Here is a 22,956-nt window from a genome sequence, read left to right as displayed (position 1 = left end):
GAGTTTTGCTGCACGCACCGTGACCGATATGTAACGTAAGTCACAGCAATATGGATATCACGGTGGGTACTCCGGAGCGGGAGCGCCAGCAAAGGGGAATCGTGCGAGTACGCGGAATGATTGCAGCATCCACACTGGTGGGGGGACTGCTCGTCGTCACAGGTCCAGCGGCCCTCACTGCCGGAAGCGCACCGACCGGAGGGTCACAGGTTCCGATCGCACTGGCGGGCTCCGCCTCGATTGCGCAGCCGGACTCTGTCGACTTCCTCCCGACGCCCCGCACGGTCCGAACGCAAAGATCGGCCCCGCCCAGCGATACGGTCGCCGGCGCCCCGGCAGCGCCCAACGCTGCGGCCGTCGTCCTCACCTCTCTGGGCATCCCCGAGATCGTCCTGAACGCGTACCGCTCCGCGGAGCTGGTGATGATGACCGAGGCACCGGGATGCGGAATCCCCTGGCATCTTCTGGCCGGCATCGGACGCATCGAATCCGGTCACGCCAACGGCGGCAAGACGACCTCGGTGGGTACGACGGTCACCCCGATCCTCGGCCCCGTCCTCGATGGACGGCTGGCAGGCAACGAAGTCATTCGGGACACCGACAAGGGCGCAATCGACGGCGACCCCACTCACGACCGCGCCGTCGGGCCGATGCAGTTCATTCCGGCCACCTGGGCCGGATATGCCAGCGACGGCAACGGGGACGGAATCAAGGACCCCAACAACGTCTTCGATGCGGCGCTCTCGGCAGCGAAGTACCTCTGCAGCGGCGGACTCAACCTGCGCGATGTCGCCCAGGAGACCAAAGCTGTTCTGCGATACAACAACTCGGCCGCTTACGCAGCAAACGTGATCATGTGGTCGACGGCATACAAGAACGGTGTCATTCCTTCCGGTCAGCTGCCGTACACCTCGGGCATCAACACCGGCAGCTCCGCGATCAACGCCGCCGCCTCGGCAGACTCCGCCGCTTCGGCCGTACTCGCAGCGGCTGCGGCTACCGATCCGGCGGCCGGCGACAAGGAATCAGCGTCGACGACGCCGACCCCGACCACCACTCCCCTCTTCCCGGGTCTGCCGGACATGCCTGCACTCTCACCCGAGATCCAGGCACTGATCCCGCCGGGCGTCATGCCGACCAGCCCCGCTCCGGGACCCAACGCCGCCCGGAACGCAGCTCCCGGTCCGATCATCCCGCTCCCCGTCCTCACCTCACGGGGTCTCGTGTGGCCGATTCTGACGGCCGAGGGATGGCGCTGGCCCGACGATATGTGTGTGATCCTTCCGGACCCCGCAGCCCTCGACGCCTTGCAGGACGGCATCCTTCTGCCGTGCACGATCCCGGGCATGGCAGTGGCCGCCACGGCACCCGCCACCACCGACGCGGCTCCCGCGGAATCCTCTCCACCCGCCGCCCCCTCTCCGGAGCCCGCACCGGCACCGGCACCCGCACCCGCACCGGAGCCCGCTCCGGCCCCGGCTCCGGCATTCGTGCCGTTCTTCCCGGGCCTGCCCGGCATGCCCGCTCTGTAACCGAAAAATCACGAAAGAACAGTGCATATGCCCCAAACTGCCCTTCTAGATCACGGTTGAATAACGGAAACGCAACAAATCAGGTAGCCTCGACTCCGTCAGTTGAACGGAAAACCTCCTCGCGGAGGTTCAGGAGGCATAAACAGTGGGTCGGCACAGCAAGAAGACAGATTCGCACATCCGTCGAAATTCGGTCATCGCGCTCACCGGACTCATCCCTATCGGACTCGTCACCGCAGCCAACACGGCCGGCGCCGCTCCCAAGGTCCCGTTCTTCAACACCAGCTCCGCCGAAACGGTGGACACCGCCGCACAAGCCACGCAGGAACCGCAGGCGCAGATTCTGCCCGCCGTCGAAGCAATCGCCGAGCCGGCTCCCGCCCCCGCGCCGGAACCCGCGCCGCTGGCTCCCGTGCAGGCAACTCCCCCGCTCCCCGCCTCGATGGCCGAGGGCGCACTCGGAATCCCGAGCGTGAGCGTCGCCGCCTACCAGAACGCCGAGCGAATCCTCGCTGTCGAGAAGCCCAACTGCAACATGCACTGGACGCTCCTCGCCGGTATCGGCCGCGTCGAATCCGGCCACGCCAACGACGGCAAGGACGCCGACGCGAACGGCAACCTCTACAAGCCCGTGATCGGCCTGCCACTCAACGGCAGCCTCCCCGGCCAGGCCGTCATCATGGACACCGACGGCGGCGCCCTCGACGGCGACACCGTCTACGACCGCGCAGTCGGCCCGATGCAGTTCATCCCGTCCACGTGGAACCAATACGCCGGTGACGGCAACGGTGACGGAATCGCCGACCCGCAGAACCTTTTCGACTCCGCACTGACCACCGGCAAGTACCTGTGCGACGGCGGACTCAACATGCAGGACGTCACGCAGGTTGCCTCCGCGATCCACCGCTACAACAACTCGGCCGCCTACGTCGCCAACGTTCTGGCCTGGTCGCTCGGGTACTCCACCGGCATCGTGCCCGCCGCATCGGACCTGCCGCGCATCCACTGACCTACCTGGACTTACCATGGAGTCATGTCTGTACTGACCGAGTCCGACGTTCGCTCCGCGCTCGCGCGAGTTCTGGACCCAGAGATCCGCAAACCCATCACCGAACTGGGGATGGTCAAGGGGATCTCCCTCTCCAGTGACAACAGCGTCGACATCGGCATCTATCTCACGACCGCCGGCTGCCCGATGCGCACCGAGATCACCGAACGCGTCACCAAGGCCGTCGCCGACGTCGCCGGGGTCGGTGCGATTCGCGTCGAACTCGACGTCATGGACGACGCTCAGCGAACCGAGCTCCGCAAGTCGCTTCGCGGCGATTCCGCCGAGCCCGTCATCCCGTTCGCCCAGCCAGGTTCACTCACCCGCGTCTACGCCGTGGCCTCCGGCAAGGGCGGAGTCGGAAAGTCCAGTGTGACAGTCAATCTCGCGGCAGCAATGGCCGCGCGCGGACTGTCCGTGGGTGTACTCGACGCGGATATCTACGGCCACTCGATCCCCCGCATGCTCGGCACCGACGCCAAGCCCACTCAGGTCGAGCGCATGATCATGCCGCCCGTCGCCCACGACGTGAAGATGATCTCCATCGCGCAGTTCACCCAGGGCAACACACCTGTCGTCTGGCGCGGACCGATGCTGCACCGCGCGCTCCAGCAGTTCCTCGCCGACGTGTTCTGGGGCGATCTGGACGTGCTGCTGCTCGATCTGCCGCCCGGCACCGGTGACATCGCCATCTCTGTGGCTCAGCTCATCCCGAGCGCCGAGATCCTGGTCGTCACCACACCGCAGCAGGCTGCTGCCGAGGTCGCAGAGCGCGCGGGCGCGATCGCCCTGCAGACCCGCCAGCGCGTCGCCGGCGTCGTCGAGAACATGTCCTGGCTCGAACTTCCCGACGGCACCCGTATGGACGTCTTCGGCGAAGGCGGCGGGCAGACCGTCTCCGATCGCCTCACGAAGGCCGTCGGCGCCAAGGTTCCGCTTCTCGGACAGATCCCGCTGGATCCGTCCGTCCGCGAGGCAGGCGACGCCGGGACGCCGATCGTCCTCAGCGCTCCCGATTCACCCGCAGCCATCGCACTCAAGGACATCGCCGACAAGTTGGCCGTCCGTCAGCGCGGGCTGGCCGGAATGTCGCTCGGTATCAACACGGTTCGCAACCTGTAGAACCCCCTCATACGGAAGGGCGCCTGTCACCGATCGGTGACAGGCGCCCTTGCGTATGTCGAATCTAGGTGGCGTCGAAGTCCACAGGAGGACGTTCGCCGGCGGTGAGTGGCTTGTCCTTCGACAGCGTCTTCGGCTCCTGCACTCCGCTCTGCGGCTTCTTGTCGAAGTTGCCCGTGAAGATGGAGTCGTCGCCGTCGAGGAGGTGCTGGGTGATCACAGCGCGCGGCGTCATTCCGCGCAGCTTGTTCAGATCTGCGAGCGGTTTACGCAGATCCTCGAAATCGGTGCCCAGTTCTTCCTTGAGCTGATTGGAAGCGCCCGAAGCATATTCGCGCACCTGCCTCAGGGATTTCGTGACCCAGGAGACCGCACCAGGAAGCCGCTCAGGTCCCAAGATGACCAGAGCCGCTACGAGGAGGATCATGAACTCGCCCCAACCGATGTTGCCAAACACAGGGTCAGCCTACTGTGTGCTCGCTCGGTGCGCGCATGTCCGGATCAACCTCACAGGAAGATCGCAGGGGCCGATCAGTCCGACACCGGCGTGACCGAAATGTCGACCTGCCGTCCGTCGCGGATCAACTGAACGTTGACGGGTTGGTCGACGGTCGTCGCGTTGACCGCAACCACCAATTCGTCGGCGCTTGTCACCGGTCGGTCACCGACCTTGACGATGACGTCCCCCTCGACGATCCCCGCACGTTGAGCGGGGCTGCCGTCGCGGACATTGGCCACTGCCGCACCACTGGTCGCGTCGTTGACCGCGGTGCGGGCATTCACGCCGATGTCGGGGTGATGAACCTTGCCGTCGCGGATGATGGTCTGCGCCACCTCGGTCACCGTGTCGATCGGAATCGCGAAGCCGAGCCCGACCGAACCGCCGGACTCACTGAGCATTGCGGTGTTGATGCCGATGACGCGGGCTTCGTCGTCGACGAGCGCACCACCGGAGTTGCCGTGGTTGATCGCCGCGTCGGTCTGGACGGCGTCGATGACGGCGTTGGTGTCGGTGCCTTCACCCGACAACCGCAGAGGCCGGTTCAGTGCACTGACGATTCCGCGGGTGACGGTCTTGCTCAATCCGAGCGGTGAGCCGACGGCGACGACGTCGTCGCCCACCTGAACATCCTCGGATTTTCCGAGCTGAGCGACCGTCAGATTGTTCGCCGACACCTTGAGCACTGCGAGGTCTGTCTTGACGTCACGTCCGACGATCTGGGCGTCGGTCTTGGTTCCGTCGGAGAAGATCACCTGGATCTTCGCGTCCTGAGCGGGCGGAACGGCCGAGGAGATCACGTGGTTGTTGGTGACGATGTATCCGGCGCCGTCGATGACCACACCGGAACCCGTGCTGCCCTGGTCGCCGACGGCGACCTGAATCGACACCACTGATGGCAGTACCGCGTCGGCGACCTTCGCCACCTGAGACTCCGGCTGTTCCCCACCGCCGGATTGAACGAGCGTGACACGTGAGCTGGTGAGTGAACTGCGATCGGCAGTGATGACAGTGGCAAGCAACCCACCGACGAGAGCGATGACAAGCGCCATGCCCGCAAGCGCGGCCAGTGCCGAGGGGGCGACCTTCCGACCGAACAACAGCTCACGCACGTCGAGTTTCTGGGCGGGAGGCAACTGCACCGGCGCCTCGGACTCTGCGGGCTTGCCGAGCGAGACGGCGGATTCAGGATCACGCCACGGATCACGCGGCGGTTCTTCGTCGGGCGTGTTGTTCGCCGTCGCATCGGGATCGCGACCGATGGACTCGGTGGCGTCTGCGGGTCGACCGAACGCTTCGGCCAGAACCGGGTCCGGAGTCCCGATCACGACATCGGAGGACGGAGTCGATCGCGCGGCCACCGGAGTGAACGAGCCCTCGACTCCACTCGGCCGACCGAACACCTGGCGCGAGGCCGGATCGATCTGGGGTCGATAGACCGGACGGGGGTCGAGAACCGGCGCATCTGCCGGTCTGTCCACCGAACCGTTTGCCGAAGAATCCGAACTCACTCCGGAGTGCCCCCTTTTTCCGTCAGTCACATGGTCCAGTATCACTGATCCGCGCCGGGAAGCTGGCGCGCGGCGTCATTTGCGCCAGCGACGGGACAACCTCTTGCTGATGGTGGAGAAGCCGGCGGGTTGATTACCGACGGAACTGTCGGCGTTTTCCGAATTCGGCCCGGTAGTCGGACTGTTGCACGAAGGAATCTGGCTGAGAAGTCCCACCAGGGACAACGGCATCGTCATCTCGCCGCTTCGACGCAGCGCACCACGTGCCTGCTGCTGAGCATCGACGGCCGCAGCGCACTCGGCACAGATCGAGATGTGATGCGAGGCCCGCAAGTAGGCCTGCATTCGGAGTTCTCCGTCGACGTAGGCAGCGATTGCCTCGCTGGCCAGATGTTCGGTCGAACCGAACTGGCGATGTGCCCGCGCCTCCGTCATTCGTCCCTCCAGGTGATTGACCACGTCCCGCTCTGTAGCTCGAACCCGACCGTCAGAAACCGACGAGTTCGGATTCGGCTGCGCGCTGCGCTGCCAGATGATCACGAATCGCCTGTCGCCCACGATGGATACGGCTACGAACCGTTCCGAGCTTCACTCCCAGTGTGGCACCGATTTCCTCGTACGACAGACCTTCGATGTCACAGAGCACGACAGCGGCACGAAATTCAGGTGCGAGTGAGTCCAGTGCGGCCTGCAGACCTGCGTCGAGGCGCGCGTCGTGGTAGATCTGCTCGGGGTCCGGACCGGGCGAGGGAACGCGGTCGTAGTCCTCGGGCAGCGCTTCCATACGGATGCGATTGCGTCGGCGAACCATGTCGAGGAACAGGTTTGTGGTGATGCGGTGCAACCAGCCCTCGAAAGTTCCGGGCTGATAATCGGAGAGCGAGCGGAACACCCGGATGAAGGTGTCCTGCGTCAAGTCCTCGGCGTCCTGGGCATCGCCTGACAACCGGTAGGCCAGGCGGTACACCCGGTCACCGTGCTGACGCACGAGTTCGTCCCAAGACGGCATGGAGGACTTCTCACCAGTTGCATCGAACACAGCAGTGCCGATCAATTCGGAATCCACAGCCGATTCCGTCGTCAAAACTTCCGACTCTCGAGGGCGAGGCTCGTCGTTGACCTGGTAAATAAGTTGATCCTCCTGCTCGGGATCGCGTAGTTCGATCACCGCGTTGTCCGAATCACGTGATGCGCGATATTCGGGAGAACCAGCCGTTGCTGTGATTTGTTCCCGATCACCGAGCTGCGAAAGACCAACTTGGTAGAAATCGATACCGCCGTGCGATCTTCGATCCGGCGATGTATACACCTTTTCTCATCGCGGTGTGCACGCCATATGAGGAGCCTGAGGGATTCCTGAGAATCCTGGTGACTGCGCGCCTTGCAGCGACAATCCGAACCGCCCGATAACCTCATGAGCGTGACCCACGCCGAACAGATACTCCGCCACGTCGAGGACGTAGTTTCCGAGGACGAGATTTTGACCGCGGCGCGAGATCGAGCGCTGGATCTCGGAGCCCATCCGGTGACGCCCGCCGTCGGCGCGACCCTCGCGATGTTCGCGAGGATGCTCGACGCGAAGACGGCCGTCGAGGTAGGTACCGGAGCCGGCGTGAGCAGCCTGTGGCTTCTGCACGGCATGCGCGACGACGGCGTCCTGACCACGATCGACAGCGAACCCGAACATCAACGAGCAGCCAAGCTGACCTTCCGCGAAAGCGGAATCGCTCCGGCACGCACTCGCCTCATCAACGGACGGGCTCTCGACGTGCTTCCCCGGCTCGCGGACGGCGGCTACGACCTGGTGTTCGTCGACTGCGCCGCGATCGACCACCCGCACTACGTCCGCGAAGGTGTCCGCCTGCTGCGCTCCGGCGGTGTCATCGTTCTGCACAACGCCCTGGCCGACGGCCGCGTTGCCGACAGCTCCGCACGCGACGCGACAACGGTTGCGGTCCGAGAAGCGGCAAAGGCCGTGACCGAGGACGAGCGACTCATTCGAGTCCTCCTCCCCCTCGGTGACGGCCTCCTCTGCGCGAGCAAGCTCTAGATCCAGACGCCCTTACCGATGGCGACGACGCCACCCTGACTGACGGCAAATCGTTCGCGGTCACGTTCGAGATCGACGCCGATGATTTCGCCGTCACCGACGACGACGTTCTTGTCGAGGATCGCTCGCCGTACGACGGCACCCTTGCCGATGCGCACACCCGGCATCAGCACGCTGCCCTCGACGGTCGCACCGTCCTCGATCATCACGTTGGAACTGAGTACCGAATTGCGCACGGTCGCAGCGGACAGGATCGACCCCGCACCGACGACCGATTCCTGCGCGAGTCCGCCCTTCACGAACTTTGCGGGCGCGAGATTCTCGGTGGCGCCGCGGATGGGCCAGCGACGGTTGTAGAGATTGAAGATCGGGTGCACCGACACCAGGTCCATGTGAGCGTCGTAGAAGGCGTCGAGGGTACCGACGTCACGCCAGTAGCCGCGGTCTCGATCGGTGGCGCCGGGAACGACGTTGTCCTTGAAGTCGTAGACCGACGCCTCACCCGCGGCGACCAAGGCGGGAATGATGTCTCCGCCCATGTCGTGATCGGAATCGGAATTCTCTGAATCAGCGCGGATGGCGTCCACGAGTACCTTGGTGGTGAACACATAGTTACCCATGGACGCGAACGTCGAATTGGGGTCGTCCGGTGTCCCGGGAGGATGGGCGGGCTTTTCCAGGAACTGGGTGATGCGTCCGGACTCGTCACTGTCGATGCAGCCGAAAGCAAAAGCCTCACTTCGCGGTACACGAATACCCGCGACCGTCACGCCTGCCCCGGATTCGATGTGGTGCTGAACCATCTGTTCCGGATCCATCCGGTACACGTGGTCGGCACCGAAAACCACGATGTACTCGGGGTCCTCGTCGTAAACGAGATTGAGCGACTGCAGGATTGCGTCGGCACTGCCGGTGTACCAGCGCGGCCCGAGCCGCTGCTGGGCCGGGACCGGGGTGATGTACTCACCCGCGAACCCGGACAATCGCCACGTCTGCGAAATGTGGCGGTCGAGTGAATGTGACTTGTATTGCGTCAACACACAAATACGCAGATATCCCGCGTTGACAAGGTTGCTCAACACGAAGTCGATAAGTCGATATGCACCTCCGAAGGGCACTGCGGGCTTCGCTCTGTCCGCGGTCAGCGGATACAAGCGTTTGCCCTCGCCCCCGGCGAGCACGATTCCAAGCACATGCGGCTGGCTTCTCACACCGCTAACCTATCCGCACTGGTGAACTCCCGCTAGCGAAGCAGTCCGAGAGGTCCGATCGTGTCCCCCTCCGAACGGCCGGGGATAACGTGATCGGTAGCCGGATCGACCACGGGCGGTTAGGTTTAGCGCGTGCGAGTCGCGATGATGACCAAGGAATACCCGCCGGAGATCTACGGCGGCGCAGGAGTACACGTAACCGAGCTCGTCGCTCAGATGAAACGGCTGTGCGAGGTCGACGTGCACTGCATGGGCGCCCCGCGCGAAGGCGCGATCGTCCACTCTCCCGACCCCGCTCTCGCCGGATCCAACCCGGCCCTGACGACGCTCTCCACCGAACTGCGCATGGCGGACGCCGCGGCCGGTGTCGACATCGTCCACTCCCACACCTGGTACACCGGACTGGCCGGGCATCTCGCGTCGGCTCTCTACGACGTGCCGCACATCCTCACCGCGCACTCACTCGAGCCCAGACGCCCGTGGAAGGCCGAACAGCTAGGCGGCGGCTATCGGATCTCGTCGTGGTCCGAACGCAACGCCGTCGAGCACGCAGACGCGATCATCGCCGTCAGTTCCGGTATGCGACTCGACGTCCTCGACGCGTATCCCGCTGTCGATCCGAGTCGCGTTCACGTAGTGCGCAACGGAATCGACACCGAGGTATGGCATCCCGGGGGATCTGCGCCGGGAGCACAGTCCGCACTCGCGTCGATCGGCGTCGACCCGGCGAAACCCATCGTGGCCTTTGTCGGACGCATCACGAGGCAGAAGGGCGTCGGGCACCTCGTCGCGGCAGCCCACCACTTCGACCCGGAGATTCAGCTCGTGCTGTGCGCCGGCGCTCCCGATACGCCGGAGATCGCCGCCGAGACGGAGAAGGCGGTGGCCGAACTCGCCCGGCACCGGGGCAATGTCTACTGGGTGCGCGAGATGCTCCCGACCGAGCAGATCAGGGAAATACTTTCGGCAGCAACGGTATTCGTCTGCCCTTCGGTGTACGAACCCCTCGGGATCGTCAATCTCGAAGCCATGGCGTGTGAGACCGCCGTGGTCGCTTCCGACGTCGGCGGCATCCCCGAGGTGGTCGCCGACGGCGTCACCGGTCGACTCGTGCACTACAACGCCTACGAGCCGAACGCATTCGAGGAATCGCTCGCGGCCACCGTCAATGCCGTTGTCGCCGACCGAGAAGGCGCCGACGCGATGGGTCGTGCGGGCAGGATCCGTGCGATCGACGAGTTCTCCTGGGCCGAAATCGCCAAGCAGACGCTCGAGGTCTACGCGGACGCCGTCACGAGACGCTGATCCGCGTCAGATCTTGCGATAGGTCGAGACCGTCGCCGACGCGGTGACGGTGCTCGGCTGCGGCAGCTTCGCCACGGCGGCAGCCAGATCGGCGGGCGTCAGGTGTCTCGCCGACGGTCCCATCCCCACCAAGTCGAGGACGTCCTGGTGTGAGAGTGACATCGTGAACTCGACCTCGTCGCTACTCACACGCTCGAAGTATCCGGCCATCGACGATTCGAGACGTTCCACTTTGCGGTCGTCGACCCGGACCATCGCGAGAATGTCGATCAGCTCGCGCAGATGCCTGTCGGTGGGCGTCAGGACCACCAGAGCGCCGCCTTCGGCGAGAACTCGATGGGACTGCGGACCGTTACGAGGAGCGAACACACAGAGCACGTGAGAGAGCGCTCCGTCGCGAATGGGTAGTGGTTGCCAGACGTCTGCGACGATCGAACCGATTCTTTCGTGGACCTTCGCGGCACGCCGGGCCGCGAACTTGGACACGTCCAACGCTATCGCCCGAGAATCAGGCAGCGAATCCACGACGTGTGCGAGGTATTGTCCTGTGCCTGCGCCGATTTCGACGATCCGCGCGGGATCCGACCTCGCCGTCGTCGCGCAGGCCCGGGTGACGGCATCCATCAGCGGGCCGAAGTGGCCGGCGCCGAGCAATCGTGCACGCGCGGCAATCATCTCGGCACTGTCGCCGGTGAACTTCGTGGCACCGCCTGAGATCAGGCTCACGTAACCCTGGCGAGCGACGTCGAATCGATGTCCGCGGTCGCACTCTGCGGCGCCGTCCACCAATTCCAGATCAGCAGCACACTGCGGGCAGGACAGAAGATCGATCACGGCGGCAAGCATTGATCCGTCCTTTCGGCTACCGGCGGTGCGCACACACTTCAGGCCCCGTACCGAAACGGATACGGAGCCTGCGTGCAATCACGTGCTGTTGTTCGTACTGCTACAACCTGGACCCGACTAGCTGGTGACGTTCGTGAGTTCCACACCGAGCGCTGCAGCTTCATCCGGGGTCAGCTCGACGACGAGGCGTCCGCCACCCTCGAGTGGAACCCGCATGACGATTCCTCGTCCCTCTTTGGTTGCTTCGAGGGGACCGTCCCCGGTCCGGGGCTTCATGGCCGCCATCCTCTGCTCCCTCCAGATCTGCGCTGCATTGCTCTGCGCCTCGACTAACGGTGCGCCCCGCCAACAATCAGCGAGGCTCGTACCCTCCATTGTTCCCTATGGATGCGGGAACCGGGAATCTGAGTCACATTTAGGGGTGTTCAGTCGACCGTCACACCTGCACCGGAACCCAGCAATCAGCCACGTGATCATCGACCATTCCGGTGGCCTGCATGAGCGCATACGCCGTGGTAGGACCCACAAACTTGAACCCGCGCCGCTTGAGTTCCTTAGCCATGGCAGTCGACTCGGGAGTGACCGCGGGAACCTCTGCAATTGATGTCAGTCTTCTGGTGCGTCGAGGCGGCGAGAACGACCAGAGTAACGAATCGAGGTCCAGATCGGGCGAATTCACGAGCACTCGGGCGTTGGAAATCGTCGCCTCGATCTTCGCGCGATTGCGGACGATCGCGGCATCGGAGAGCAATCTCTCGACATCCGCAACTCCGTACGCTGCGACCTTGTCCGGATCGAACCCGTCGAAGGCTTCGCGGAACGCCTCGCGTTTGCGCAGAATCGTGATCCACGAAAGTCCCGATTGGAATGCTTCGAGGGCGAGTCGTTCGAACAGTTCGTCGCGCCCGTGCAGCGGACGCCCCCACTCCTCGTCGTGATAGTCGCGGTAGAGCGTGTCGCCGGGCGTCTCGACCACCCAGCCGCACCGAACCAGTCCGTCGGCCATCAGCCCTGGGAATCCTTCGATTCCGATACGGTCTCAGGCTCCTCCTGCGATGCTTCTGCCTTGGCCGGAGCATCCGCTTTCACCAGGATCTCAGACCGCTCGTCACGGCCCAGTTGTGCACGCAGAGAATCGATTTCCAACCCGAGGCGATGCAGGGCCCAATCCACTTCACTCGCCTTGTAGCCACGCAGCACCTGCTGAAAACGCAGCGCGTCGACATCCGCCCCGGTGACGTCCTCTGCCGGGAGTACGGTCGCCGTCGTGCCAGGAGGCAGCGGCGGCAGCTCTTCCGAGCGCCCGAACACAGCGCTGGCGGCGAGGAAGATCATCGCGCCGACCAGAGCCATGACAATCAGGTACAGGAGGATCGTCATCATGGACCGATACTCCCATACCCGAGTGTGAGCGGTCAGACCCCCGCGGTGCGCACTATCGAATTCATCGGGGGGCGATCGAGTAGCGAAACCTCGGTGGTCTCGGGCACGAAAGAATCGCCGTCGACCAGGAATTGGGTCAACCCGGCACCCGAATCCTCGATCCCGCACCGCCTGAGCATCGTTCCGATGATCTGCCGGCTCATCACGCCGAGGTCGGCGAGCGGCCGGTTGCGATGCTTGCGCACGCCGAGATTGACCTGACCGATCGCCGCCAGCCCCAACGTGTCGTACGTGTCGAGCAGCAAACCGATCTCGACGCCGTAGCCGGGCGCGAACGGGACAGCGGACAGCAGCTCACGGGTGCCCGCGTATTCACCGCCAAGCGGTTGCAGTACCGACGTGAGTTCCGGCCGCAGCGCGGCCAACATGGGCCGCGCAACCAATTCCGTGACTCGCCCGCCGCCGTTGGCATCCTCCGTGCCGCTCACGCGCAGCGGACGGCGGTAGTAGCCCTTCACCAGATGGATGCCGTCAACCGTGAGCAGCGGCCCCAGCAGTTTGGGCACGAACGCCGGATCGGGATTGATGAGATCGGAGTCGACGAATGCGATCAGATCGCCGGTCGTTGCGGCGACCGAACGCCACAGCACCTCACCCTTGCCCGCGGTCGGCGGGATGGACGGGACTGCGCTCTCACGACTGATCACCGTCGCCCCCGCCGCGCGAGCACGCTCGGCGGTACGGTCGGTCGAACCGGAATCGAGAACGATCAACTCGTCGACCAAACCACCGAGCAACGGATGAATGGTGTCGACCACCGCAGCAACGGTGTCCTCTTCGTTGAGCGCGGGCAACACCACCGAGACGGTTCGGCCACCCTTCGCCCGTTCGAGCTCGGCGACCGTCCAACTCGGATGGTCCCAACTGTTGGCGTCTGCCCATACGCGGGTCGGGCCCGCACCGGTGATGCTCATGCCAGACCTCGAACCGTACGTACCGGGGCACGGCGTCCCTGGATCGCGGCCACCATGTCGACGACTCGACGGGTGGACGCCACCTCGTGAACACGGAACACCCGGGCGCCGCCCGCCGCGGCCATTGCTGTCGCTGCCAATGTTCCCTCCAACCTCTCGGAAAGCTCCACACCAAGAGTCTCCCCGATGAAGTCCTTATTACTCAGCGCCATCAGCACTGGCCACCCGGTGTTTACAAGAACGTCCACTTTCCGCAACAACTCGAGCCCGTGGAAGGTGTTCTTACCGAAATCGTGGGTGGGATCGATCAGGATCGCGTCACGCGGAACCCCGAGTGCCAGGGCGCGCTCTGCCGCCGACACGACCTCGGTGACCACATCTGCGACGACGTCGTCGTAGCGGACACGATGCGGGCGGGTGCGCGGAACCGCGCCACCCGTGTGCGAGCAGACGATCCCGGCACCAGTCTCGGCAGCAACCAGGACGAGGTCGGGATCCGCACCCGCCCACGTGTCGTTGATCAGGTCGGCGCCTTCGCCGCGTGCCAACCGCGCGACGCCGCTCCGCCAGGTGTCGACGCTGATGATCAGCTCGGGGTACTTGGCTCTGATCGCCGCGACGAACGGAACGACTCGCCTGACCTCTTCGTCGGCGTCGACGAGGTCACCGGGCCCAGCTTTCACTCCCCCGATGTCCACCAGATCGGCGCCCTCGTCGACGGCCCTGTCGACGGCAGCCATCGCTGCCGAATCCGAGAACGTCGCGCCTTGGTCGTAGAAGGAATCGGGAGTGCGGTTGACGATGGCCATCACCAGTGCACGGTCGACCGCGACCGGACGCCCACACAGGGTGGGCGCCGGACCTGGCTGCGCGGTAGAACCGGGGAGTGAAGACATGCCACTCATACTGGCATGACGGAACTCGGTCTAGCCCTTGGGTACCGAGCCCGCCGCGACCTTTCCGACGTATTCGTCGTACGAGTCCACGTAACCACCCTCGCGGCCTTCGAGAACGTGCAGAGTGTCGGCGCCGACGTCGTAACCCTCGTTGCGCAATTCCACCTTGCGCGACTTGAAAGTGCTGGTGTGTTCGAGTGAGTCGACGATGCGGATGAACAGCGGGACCGCGTAGTTGGGGAGCTTGCCGTAGAGGTGTGCCGCGACTTCACTTCCCTCCAAGCTTTGACCGTCCCGCAGCTTGACCGCCGCCATGCCCGCGCGACCGTCGGTGCCCGGAATCTCGACGCCGTAGACAACTGCTTCCTCGACGGCCGGGTGCGAACTCAGCGCGCCCTCGACCTCCGTGGTGGCGACGTTCTCTCCCTTCCAACGGAAGGTGTCGCCGAGACGGTCGACGAAGGCGACGTGGCCCCATCCCTGCTTGCGCACCAGGTCTCCGGTGTCGAACCAGGTGTCGTCGTCCTTGAATCCGCCGCGTACCAGTTTGCTGTTGCTCGCCGCTTCGTCGGTGTAACCGTCGAAAGGCGCCCGGTCGGTGACCTTCGACAGCAGGAGTCCGACCTGACCCGTGGAAACCTTGCGGAGTCGACCGTCGGCTCCACGCAACGCTTTTCCGGTGTCCTCGTCGAACTCCACGACGGCGTGCGGCAACGGGCAGATGCCTGCTGTCTTGTCGACGTTGAGTGCGTTGACGAACGCGATGTTGCATTCGCTCGCACCGTAGAACTCGGCGACGCGGGGTATGCCGAACCGCTGGGTGAATTCGGCCCAGATCTCAGGGCGCAGACCGTTACCCACCATCAGCCGAACAACATTGTCGCTGTCGGTCGGCTTGACCGGCTGGTTGAGCAGATAGCGGCACAGTTCGCCGATGTAGGTGAACGCGGTCGCCTTGTTCAGTGCGATGTCGTCCCAGAACCGCGAGGCCGAGAACTGACGTCCGATCGCGATTGTCGCACCGGACGCGAGCACCGAGGACAGCGAGACCGTCAACGCGTTGTTGTGGTAGAGCGGCAGGCAGCAGTACAGGGTGTCCGAGCCGCGCAAGCGCACGCCCATCAACCCGAGGCCCGACATCGACTTCAGCCAACGGAAGTGAGTCATCAAGCTGGCCTTGGGCATTCCGGTGGTGCCCGAGGTGAAGATGTAGAACGCCTTCTCCTTTGCCAGCACCTCGGCGGTGACCGCGGGGTTGGACGGATCAGCCGTCTTCGCCAGATCCGCGAGTTCGCTGACGAGAAGTTGGTTCGGTCCGCTAAATCCGGCGGGCAACGATTCGAGGGCTTCTTCGCACTCGTCGGCGACCACCAGGACCCGCGCGTCGAGGAGCGTAAGGCTGTGTGCCAGAACGTCGTCGCGCTGGTTGTAGTTCAGCATGCCCGCTGCCGCGCCGAGTTTTACCGCGGCCAAGGCGATCAGCAGCGCTTCGGGAGTGTTCTTTGCCAGCACTCCGACGACGTCTCCGCGGTCGACTCCTCGACCACGGAGAACGTCCGCGTAGCGGTTCACCAGTTCGTTGGCTTCCGCGTAACTGGTCGCGTGGCCCTCGAACCGGATGAACGGGCGCGACGGGTGCGCGTGCGCGGCCTTCTGGAAGATCAACCCGATCGATTCCTTGGCCGAAGGCTTACGGGTGAGCCCGGCGGCCCCCCGCGCCAGGATCGGCACCTCGGTGATCATCGACGGCAGTTTTGCCGCCAGATCGAGCAGGCCGACGGTCGAACGGGCTTCCGAACTCATGGCTCCCCTAACACGTATCCGGCGCCCATTCGGCCGCCCAGTCTGCGGCCACCTTACTGCACGGTAATAAAGCCCGCCATGCCCCAGGTCAGGGTTTCACGCACGCGTCTGATCAGGATTTGACGCACGCGTCGAGCGCGGCCTCGACGTCCGTCCTCACCAGCAGAGTGTCCAGCGCCTGACGCCCGACGAAGCCGGTCCCGTCGAGCTTGTTCAACCACTCGAGCAGGCCGGTGAAGTGGCCGACGGGATCGAGCATCACGACAGGTTTCTCGTGCATTCCCAGGTAGCCGGCCGTCCACGTCTCGAACAACTCTTCCAGCGTCCCGATTCCGCCGGGCAGCGTGATGAACGCGTCGGCGTGGTCTTCCATCAGCTTCTTGCGTTCGCGCATGGTGTCCGTGACGATCAGCTCGTCGGCATCGACGTCGGCAACTTCCTTGTGCACCAAGGCCTTCGGGATGACGCCGACGGTCCAGGCACCCGCCGCGCGAGCGGACTCGGCGACAGCGCCCATCATCGACACGTTGCCGCCACCCGAGACCAACTGCCATCCGCGTCGACCGATCGCGGTTCCCACCTCGGCAGCCAACGCCAGGAACGATTCGTCCACCGGACCCGACGCGCAGTAGACGCAGATCGAGTACTTCTTGTCGGAATCGGTCACCATTCTTCTTCTTTCCCCAGATCTGCGGCCTCGTCGACGCCCTTGTCGGCGTTGAGGACGATTCGTACTGCTTCTTCCACGCTGTCGGTGACGTGCAGCAAGTTCACGTCACCTTCGGAAATCTTGCCGTCCCGCTCGAGGGTGCCGCGAATCCAGTCGACGAGTCCGGACCAGTACTCGGTACCGAACAGGACGATCGGGAAGCGCGTGACCTTGTGGGTCTGCACCAGGGTGAGTGCCTCGAACAGCTCGTCGAGTGTTCCGAAGCCGCCGGGCAGGCAGATGAATGCCTGGGAGTACTTCACGAACATCGTCTTGCGTGCGAAGAAGTACCGGAAGTTGATTCCGAGATCCACCCACTCGTTGAGTCCCTGCTCGAACGGCAACTCGATGCCGAGGCCGATCGAGTACCCGCCGGCCTCACTGCAACCGCGGTTGGCAGCTTCCATCACTCCTGGCCCACCACCGGTGATGACGGCGTACCCGGCCTCGGCCAACGCCGTTCCCAGCTCGCGCCCGGATTGGTACTCGGGATGATCGACCGTGGTGCGGGCCGAACCGAACACCGTCACCGCACGCGGGACCTCGGCGAGTGCGCCGAAACCTTCGATGAATTCGCTCTGGATACGCAGCACACGCCACGGATCGGTGTGTACCCAATCCGTGGGTCCGCGCTTGTCGAGCAAGCGCTGATCCGTCGTGGTCTTCTCGTCCTTGCGCTTGCGTCGAAGCTGAACCGGCCCGCGGTGCTTGATCGACGAGCTCTGCTTCTTCGAAGCCGAATTCTTCTCTGGTGCCATGCGGCAAGGCTAACGGTCAGGCCGACAGATACTTCCTCAGCACGGCCGCGACGTCGGTGATCTGCTGCACCGGAACGTGCTCGTCGCGCTTGTGCGCGAGGTTCGGATCACCCGGTCCGTAGTTCACGGCAGGAATGCCGAGCGCCGAGAACCTGGACACGTCGGTCCACCCGTACTTCGCACGGAACTGACCACCGGCCGCCTCGATCAGGGCGGCAGCGGACGGGTTCGCCAAGCCAGGCAGCGCGCCGGGCGAGGAGTCGGTGACCTCGAATCCGAGGCCCAGACCGTCGAACACTTCGCGCACGTGCGCCTCGGCTTGTACCTCGCTGCGATCGGGTGCGAATCGGAAGTTGACGTCCATCTCGGCTTCGTCCGGGACGACGTTTCCGGCGACACCGCCGGAGATCCGCACCGCCGACAAGCCCTCGCGGTAGCCGCAACCGTCGATGTCGACCGAGCGCGGCTGGTACGCCGACAACCGCTCCAACGCTCCGCCGAACTTGTGAATGGCATTGTCCCCCAGCCAGGACCTGGCCGAATGGGCGCGAGTTCCCGAAGCCGTCAACCGCACCCGCATCGTGCCCTGACACCCGGCCTCGATGAAACCGGCCGTCGGCTCACCGAGAATTGCGACGTCCGCCGCGAGCCATTGCGGGATCTCGCGTTCGATCCGTCCCAGGCCGTTGTACGTTGCGGCGATCTCTTCGCAGTCGTAGAAGACGAGGGTCAGATCGTGGGCCAGGTTCTCGATGGTGGCCGCAAGGTGCAGGAAGACCGCGTCGCCCGACTTCATGTCCACGGTCCCGCAGCCGTGCAGGATGTCGCCGTCACGCCGCGAAGGAACGTTGTCCGCGATCGGCACCGTATCCAGATGTCCGGCGAGCATGACCCGACTGGGCAAACCACGCGACGTACGCGCCAACACGGCATTGCCGTTGCGGATGATCTCGAAGCCCGAAGTCTGCTCACGCAGCGCATCCTCGACAGCCTGCGCAATGACGGATTCGTCGTGCGAGACGCTGGGGATGTCGACCAGGGCGGCCGTCAAGTCGATGGGGTCCGAAGCAAGATCGAGGATGCTCACACGCACCAGCCTAGGCCGGTGCACCCACCACCCAGTAATCTCTAGTCCCGTGAGCGCACAGGGAGCAACAGCAGTAGGTATCGCCAACGTGACCGCGGACGGAACCGTCCTCGACACCTGGTTCCCGGCACCGGAGCTGGGAACATTCGACAAGACCGGTACCGAGAACGTCGAGGGAACAGATATTCCTTCCGATCTTGCACTGCTGGCAGGCACTGATGACGCTCGCGAGGTATCGCAGGTCGTCGTGCGCACCACCATCGCCGATCTCTCCAAGGCGCCGGTCGACGCACATGACGTCTACCTGCGCCTCCATCTCCTCTCGCACCGTCTCGTCGCACCCCACGGTGTCAACCTCGACGGCCAGTTCGGCCTGCTCAGCAACGTCGTGTGGACCAACTTCGGCCCGTGCGCCGTCGAAGGTTTCGAGCAGGTTCGCTCGCGTCTGCGCATCCGCGGCGTCGTGACCGTGTTCAGCGTCGACAAGTTCCCCCGCATGGTCGACTACGTCGTGCCGTCCGGAGTTCGCATCGGTGACGCGGACCGTGTCCGACTTGGTGCACACCTCGCCAGCGGAACGACCGTCATGCACGAGGGCTTCGTCAACTTCAACGCCGGCACCCTCGGCAACTCGATGGTCGAAGGTCGCATCTCGGCGGGCGTCGTCGTCGACGACGGATCCGATGTGGGCGGCGGCGCCTCGATCATGGGCACCCTCTCCGGTGGAGGCAAGGAAACGATCTCCCTCGGCAAGCGCTGCCTCCTCGGTGCAAACGCCGGCCTCGGCATTTCGCTCGGCGACGACTGCGTCCTCGAAGCGGGCCTCTACGTCACCGCCGGCACCAAGGTCACCGGCCCGGACGGAACCGTCGTCAAGGCCAAGGAACTGAGCGGCAAGTCGAACCTTCTCTTCCGTCGTAACTCGGTCTCGGGTGCCGTCGAGGTCGTGCCGTGGAAGGGCACCGGCGTCGAACTGAACGCTGCTTTGCACGCCAACGACTGATGAGTAGCACCGACGTCTCCGACGGAACAACCACTGCTCTCGGCCACGGTCTCAAGGTCCGCCATCTAACGATGATGGGCCTGGGCTCGGCCATCGGCGCCGGCCTGTTCCTCGGAACCGGCGTCGGTATCGCCAAGGCCGGGCCGGCCGTCCTGATCTCCTACATCCTTGCGGGCGCCGTCGTGGTGTTCGTGATGCGCATGCTCGGCGAGATGGGCGCCGCGATCCCGGCCAGCGGTTCCTTCTCTCACTACGCGCGCCTGGGGATCGGCGAGTGGGCCGGCTTCGTGATGGGCTGGCTCTACTGGTTCATGCTGATCATGGTGCTGGGCGCCGAGATCACCGGGGCTTCGGCGATCGTGAACGACTGGGTGCCGTCGATCCCGCAATGGGTTGTCGCCCTGGTTTTCGTGGTGTTCTTCGCCGTGGTGAACCTGGCGAAAGTCAGCAACTTCGGTGAGTTCGAGTTCTGGTTCGCCGCAATCAAAGTCACCGTCATCATCGGCTTCCTGATCATCGGTGTCCTGCTGGTGTTCGGCCTCCTGCCCGATACCGACCCGGTCGGTACGAGCAATCTGTTCGGCCAGGGCGGCTTCATGCCCAACGGGCTGTCCGGCATTGCCGCAGGACTTCTCGTCGTGGCATTCGCCTTCGGTGGGATCGAGATCGTCACCATCGCCGCAGCCGAATCCGAGAATCCGGAACGCTCCATCGCCGTCGCTGTCCGGAGCGTCGTGTGGCGCATCAGCGTCTTCTACATCGGCGCCATCTCGATCATGGTTCTGGTGCTGCCCTGGAACGACCCCGAACTCGAGAGCGGCCCGTTTGTGGCCGTCCTGAACAAGGCGAACATTCCAGGCGTTGCCGGGTTCATGGAACTCGTCGTAGTGGTGGCGTTGCTTTCCGCCTTCAACGCCAACATCTACGGCACCTCTCGCATGGCGTTCTCACTTTCGCGCCGCGGCGACGGACCCGCCTTCATGGCGAAACTGTCGAGCACCGGAGTTCCGACCAATGCCGTTCTGCTGTCGGTGTTCTTCGGCTTCGTCAGCGTCCTGCTCAACTGGCTGCTCCCCGACGACCTGCTCGGCATCCTGCTCAACGCAGTCGGCGCTGCGCTGCTGGTCATCTGGATCTTCATCGTCGTCTCGCATCTGCGACTGCGAAAACAACTCGAAGCGTCGGGCAAGCTGACGGTTCGGATGTGGCTGTTCCCGTATCTGAGCTACGCGACACTCGCGATGCTTGGCGTCTTCGTCGTCCTCATGCTCTTCGACGCCGATGCCCGTGCACAGTTGATCTCGACCACCGTGTTGTTCCTCGTGATCGCGGCATTGGGTTTCCTGAACGCCCGTTGGCGTAAGCAGAATCAGCCCGTCTGATCCGTGTGCCTATGCATCCCGCCTGTTCACGACGACGATGCTGAGACCGAATACGACGAGCACGAAGAGGGCGAAGTAGATCAGGCTGCCCCATGGTCCCCAGTGGAAATCGACGCCACCGCTGGAACCGAGAAAATTGTTGGCGTTCATGAACGGCAGGAACGGCATGATCTTCTCGCCGATACTTCCGAACAGGTTGAAAAGATTCTCGATCAGCAAGGGCCACAACAGCAGAAGCGCGATCGCACCTGCAGACTGCCGGAGCAACGCGCCCACTCCTACGGCTAGAACTACGCAGAAGAACGCGTAGATCGGTGTTCCGTAGACGACCCGCCAGTTCTCGTCGCCGGACAGAGTCAGGAATCTTCCGGCGTCACCTGATGTGGCCTTCGTGAGGCCGAAGGCGCCGAACGACAACACGAGAGTCAGCACCGCTCCGAACCCACCGATGAGGCCCGCTTTGGCGATGAGCACCGAGGCGCGGTTCGGAACCGCCTGGAAGGTGGTGCGGATTGTCCCGAAACGATATTCGCTGGTGATCGCGAGAGCCGCCATGATCATCAGAACCAACACACCGAAGCCGGTCACTCCACTGAGTGCCCCCGAAACTGTCGGCATCATTGCACCGTTGGGGCTGCTGAGCGACGACTTGGCGCTCAGTCCGAAAACGGTAGCGAGTCCCAACCCGAGCACGATGATGATGACCGAGCACCACAGCGGCGACTTGGTCGTGGTGATCTTGATACGTTCAGCACTGAGAACAGCCATTACAGTGCACCTCCCATAGCCTGCTGCGTGTTTGCCTGCTGCGTGTTTGCCTGCTGTGTATTTGCGTGGTGTGCACCGACACCCGGATCGATACCGGATGCGTGGTACTGGACATCGTCCCCGGTCAACTTCATGAACGCATCCTCGAGCGACCCCTGCTGAGAAGCCAACTCGTACAACACGATCCCCTGCGAACCAGCCAACCCACCGATCACATCGGTGGTCGAATCCACCACCACCAATGCCGGGGCAACACCGGAACCGTCCTCACGCACCGTCAACCCCTGCGAGAGCAACACACTGCGCAACGCATCGAGCTGAGGACTACGCACCCGCACCGTCGACTCCGACGAACGATCCACGAACTCCGCCACCGTCGAATCCGAAATCAACCGACCCCGACCGATCACCACCAACTGCTCCGCCGTGAGCGCCATCTCCGACAGAAGGTGACTCGACACCAACACCGTGCGGCCCTCGGCCGCCAACCGCTGCATGAACTTACGAATCCAGACGATGCCCTCCGGATCGAGACCGTTGACCGGCTCGTCGAACAACAACACCTTCGGATCCCCCAACAACGCACCCGCCAACCCCAGACGCTGCGACATACCCAACGAGAACCCGCCGGCCTTCTTGCCCGCCACCTCGGACAATCCGACCAACCCGAGCACCTCGTCGACGCGGGACTTCGGGATCCCGTTCGAAGCAGCCATCCACTGCAGATGCGCACGCGCACTGCGATTGGGGTGCACCCACTTCGCATCCAGCAACGCACCCACCGTCCGCAACGGCGTCTTGAGCTCCCGGTACGGCTTGCCCTCGATCAACGCCGCACCCGACGTCGGCTGATCCAAACCCAGGATCATCCGCATCGTCGTCGACTTACCGGCACCGTTCGGGCCCAGGAAGCCCGTCACGATGCCCGGCTTGACCGTGAACGACAAATCGTCCACCGCTTTCGTCGGTCCGTAAACCTTGGTCAATCCCCTCAGCTCGATCATGAGGACCAGTCAACCACGAAAACCGAACTGTCGGAACTTTCAGACGCCAACGGAGAAAGGCGTTG

24 protein-coding genes are annotated in these 22,956 nt (G+C 64.0%); 7 read left to right on the top strand and 17 right to left on the bottom strand.

Going from position 1 to position 22,956, the window contains the following annotated elements:
* The first annotated feature begins 62 nt into the window (after positions 1-62).
* From ABH939_RS05940 to ABH939_RS05930, 3 genes are all read left to right on the top strand, one after another.
* On the top strand, positions 63-1,532 hold the full coding sequence (locus tag ABH939_RS05940; RefSeq protein ID WP_223304678.1) for a lytic transglycosylase domain-containing protein: 1,470 nt from the start codon (positions 63-65) through the stop codon (positions 1,530-1,532).
* 145 nt (positions 1,533-1,677) lie between these two features.
* The gene (locus ABH939_RS05935; RefSeq protein WP_003945171.1) at positions 1,678-2,541 is read left to right on the top strand and encodes a lytic transglycosylase domain-containing protein; all 864 of its coding nucleotides are present in this window, start codon (positions 1,678-1,680) and stop codon (positions 2,539-2,541) included.
* A gap of 24 nt (positions 2,542-2,565) precedes the next feature.
* Positions 2,566-3,702: an Mrp/NBP35 family ATP-binding protein gene (locus ABH939_RS05930; RefSeq protein ID WP_003945178.1), complete on the top strand. Its 1,137-nt coding sequence runs from the start codon at positions 2,566-2,568 to the stop codon at positions 3,700-3,702.
* Positions 3,703-3,766: 64 nt separating this feature from the next.
* Here the strand turns inward: ABH939_RS05930 and tatB are convergent, their stop codons facing one another.
* From tatB to sigE, 4 genes are all read right to left on the bottom strand, one after another.
* Positions 3,767-4,159, bottom strand: coding sequence for a Sec-independent protein translocase protein TatB (gene tatB / locus ABH939_RS05925; RefSeq protein WP_003945177.1), 393 nt, complete (start codon positions 4,157-4,159; stop codon positions 3,767-3,769).
* A gap of 74 nt (positions 4,160-4,233) precedes the next feature.
* A complete protein-coding gene (locus ABH939_RS05920) occupies positions 4,234-5,757 on the bottom strand; it encodes a trypsin-like peptidase domain-containing protein (RefSeq protein WP_370852746.1) in 1,524 nt (507 codons plus the stop codon).
* A gap of 30 nt (positions 5,758-5,787) precedes the next feature.
* Entirely contained in the window at positions 5,788-6,147 is a 360-nt protein-coding gene (locus ABH939_RS05915; protein ID WP_003945180.1) for a hypothetical protein, read from the bottom strand.
* 52 nt (positions 6,148-6,199) lie between these two features.
* Positions 6,200-6,796 carry an RNA polymerase sigma factor SigE gene (gene sigE / locus ABH939_RS05910; RefSeq protein WP_029255812.1) on the bottom strand — a complete coding sequence of 199 codons (597 nt, stop codon included), beginning with the start codon at positions 6,794-6,796 and terminating at the stop codon, positions 6,200-6,202.
* 330 nt (positions 6,797-7,126) lie between these two features.
* Here sigE and ABH939_RS05905 point away from each other — a divergent pair, with 330 nt between their 5' ends.
* On the top strand, positions 7,127-7,762 hold the full coding sequence (locus ABH939_RS05905; protein WP_007736091.1) for an O-methyltransferase: 636 nt from the start codon (positions 7,127-7,129) through the stop codon (positions 7,760-7,762).
* Here ABH939_RS05905 and glgC read toward each other — a convergent pair.
* Entirely contained in the window at positions 7,759-8,973 is a 1,215-nt protein-coding gene (gene glgC, locus ABH939_RS05900) for a glucose-1-phosphate adenylyltransferase (protein WP_003945185.1), read from the bottom strand. The two genes, ABH939_RS05905 and glgC, sit on opposite strands and share 4 nt — an antisense overlap.
* 132 nt (positions 8,974-9,105) lie before the next feature.
* Between glgC and glgA the strand changes: the two genes are divergently transcribed.
* A complete protein-coding gene (gene glgA / locus ABH939_RS05895; RefSeq protein WP_003945186.1) occupies positions 9,106-10,278 on the top strand; it encodes a glycogen synthase in 1,173 nt (390 codons plus the stop codon).
* Positions 10,279-10,284: 6 nt separating this feature from the next.
* Here glgA and ABH939_RS05890 read toward each other — a convergent pair whose 3' ends face one another.
* The 10 genes from ABH939_RS05890 to dapE all read right to left on the bottom strand — a co-directional run bounded on the left by ABH939_RS05890 (position 10,285) and on the right by dapE (position 18,734).
* Positions 10,285-11,124, bottom strand: a complete 840-nt coding sequence (locus ABH939_RS05890; RefSeq protein ID WP_099697875.1) for a putative RNA methyltransferase — start codon at positions 11,122-11,124, stop codon at positions 10,285-10,287.
* Positions 11,125-11,241: 117 nt separating this feature from the next.
* Positions 11,242-11,409, bottom strand: coding sequence for a DUF3117 domain-containing protein (locus ABH939_RS05885; protein WP_003945169.1), 168 nt, complete (start codon positions 11,407-11,409; stop codon positions 11,242-11,244).
* Between the two features lie 151 nt (positions 11,410-11,560).
* Positions 11,561-12,130, bottom strand: coding sequence for a DNA-3-methyladenine glycosylase I (locus ABH939_RS05880; RefSeq protein ID WP_030536943.1), 570 nt, complete (start codon positions 12,128-12,130; stop codon positions 11,561-11,563).
* Positions 12,130-12,507, bottom strand: a complete 378-nt coding sequence (locus ABH939_RS05875; RefSeq protein WP_099697855.1) for a DivIVA domain-containing protein — start codon at positions 12,505-12,507, stop codon at positions 12,130-12,132. The genes ABH939_RS05880 and ABH939_RS05875 overlap by 1 nt, the downstream gene beginning before the upstream one ends.
* Before the next feature lie 32 nt (positions 12,508-12,539).
* Complete coding sequence (locus ABH939_RS05870) at positions 12,540-13,481, bottom strand: glucosyl-3-phosphoglycerate synthase (RefSeq protein ID WP_003945188.1); 942 nt, start codon at positions 13,479-13,481, stop codon at positions 12,540-12,542.
* A complete protein-coding gene (gene folP, locus ABH939_RS05865; protein ID WP_099697854.1) occupies positions 13,478-14,377 on the bottom strand; it encodes a dihydropteroate synthase in 900 nt (299 codons plus the stop codon). Before folP ends, ABH939_RS05870 begins: the two co-directional genes overlap by 4 nt.
* A gap of 30 nt (positions 14,378-14,407) precedes the next feature.
* Positions 14,408-16,180 (bottom strand): long-chain-acyl-CoA synthetase, encoded by a 1,773-nt coding sequence (locus ABH939_RS05860; protein ID WP_099697853.1) that lies wholly within the window; start codon positions 16,178-16,180, stop codon positions 14,408-14,410.
* Positions 16,181-16,292: 112 nt separating this feature from the next.
* Complete coding sequence (locus ABH939_RS05855; RefSeq protein WP_003945191.1) at positions 16,293-16,850, bottom strand: TIGR00730 family Rossman fold protein; 558 nt, start codon at positions 16,848-16,850, stop codon at positions 16,293-16,295.
* The gene (locus ABH939_RS05850) at positions 16,844-17,647 is read right to left on the bottom strand and encodes a TIGR00730 family Rossman fold protein (protein ID WP_003945176.1); all 804 of its coding nucleotides are present in this window, start codon (positions 17,645-17,647) and stop codon (positions 16,844-16,846) included. Before ABH939_RS05850 ends, ABH939_RS05855 begins: the two co-directional genes overlap by 7 nt.
* A 16-nt stretch (positions 17,648-17,663) precedes the next feature.
* Complete coding sequence (gene dapE / locus ABH939_RS05845; protein ID WP_174519520.1) at positions 17,664-18,734, bottom strand: succinyl-diaminopimelate desuccinylase; 1,071 nt, start codon at positions 18,732-18,734, stop codon at positions 17,664-17,666.
* Positions 18,735-18,783: 49 nt separating this feature from the next.
* Between dapE and dapD the strand changes: the two genes are divergently transcribed.
* Positions 18,784-19,737: a 2,3,4,5-tetrahydropyridine-2,6-dicarboxylate N-succinyltransferase gene (gene dapD, locus ABH939_RS05840; protein WP_019749368.1), complete on the top strand. Its 954-nt coding sequence runs from the start codon at positions 18,784-18,786 to the stop codon at positions 19,735-19,737.
* Positions 19,737-21,119: an amino acid permease gene (locus ABH939_RS05835; RefSeq protein WP_063316838.1), complete on the top strand. Its 1,383-nt coding sequence runs from the start codon at positions 19,737-19,739 to the stop codon at positions 21,117-21,119. The genes dapD and ABH939_RS05835 overlap by 1 nt, the downstream gene beginning before the upstream one ends.
* Before the next feature lie 9 nt (positions 21,120-21,128).
* Here ABH939_RS05835 and ABH939_RS05830 read toward each other — a convergent pair whose 3' ends face one another.
* Together ABH939_RS05830 and ABH939_RS05825 are read right to left on the bottom strand one after the other, a co-directional pair.
* Positions 21,129-21,887, bottom strand: coding sequence for an ABC transporter permease (locus ABH939_RS05830; RefSeq protein WP_404649446.1), 759 nt, complete (start codon positions 21,885-21,887; stop codon positions 21,129-21,131).
* Complete coding sequence (locus ABH939_RS05825) at positions 21,887-22,891, bottom strand: ABC transporter ATP-binding protein (RefSeq protein WP_204855545.1); 1,005 nt, start codon at positions 22,889-22,891, stop codon at positions 21,887-21,889. Before ABH939_RS05825 ends, ABH939_RS05830 begins: the two co-directional genes overlap by 1 nt.
* Positions 22,892-22,956 lie beyond the last annotated feature (65 nt).

The organism is Rhodococcus sp. 27YEA6 (genome assembly GCF_044908235.1).
Lineage (GTDB): Bacteria > Actinomycetota > Actinomycetes > Mycobacteriales > Mycobacteriaceae > Rhodococcus_F > Rhodococcus_F qingshengii.
This window is presented reverse-complemented; position numbering and strand designations above follow the sequence as displayed.